Here is a 241-nt window from a genome sequence, read left to right as displayed (position 1 = left end):
CTGAAGGTCACCATGGCTTTCTTGCCGCCATCGACGGTGATCAGGTTTTCATCGCCGGTCCACCACAGCAGGCGGTCAGCGGGCAGGCCCTGTTCGCCGGTCTCCGGGTTGAAGTACAGCCAGTCGTTGCCATTGAAACTGCGCAGCCACAGTTCCGGGGTTTGCGGCTGGTCGGCCACCAGGCGGATGGTGTGGACTTTCTCTACCGGCACATGGGCGATGGACAGCAGCAGCTCGACGA

1 pseudogene is annotated in these 241 nt (G+C 62.2%); it reads right to left on the bottom strand.

Features of this window, described 5'->3' with window-relative positions:
* Nucleotides 1-241, bottom strand: a pseudogene (locus AAEZ05_RS29940) (hypothetical protein); the annotation flags it as partial.

Source organism: Pseudomonas sp. HY13-MNA-CIBAN-0226 (assembly GCF_040310305.1).
GTDB lineage: Bacteria > Pseudomonadota > Gammaproteobacteria > Pseudomonadales > Pseudomonadaceae > Aquipseudomonas > Aquipseudomonas gregormendelii.
Note: the sequence above shows the minus strand (reverse complement) of the source record. Positions and strands in the feature narration are given on the sequence as shown.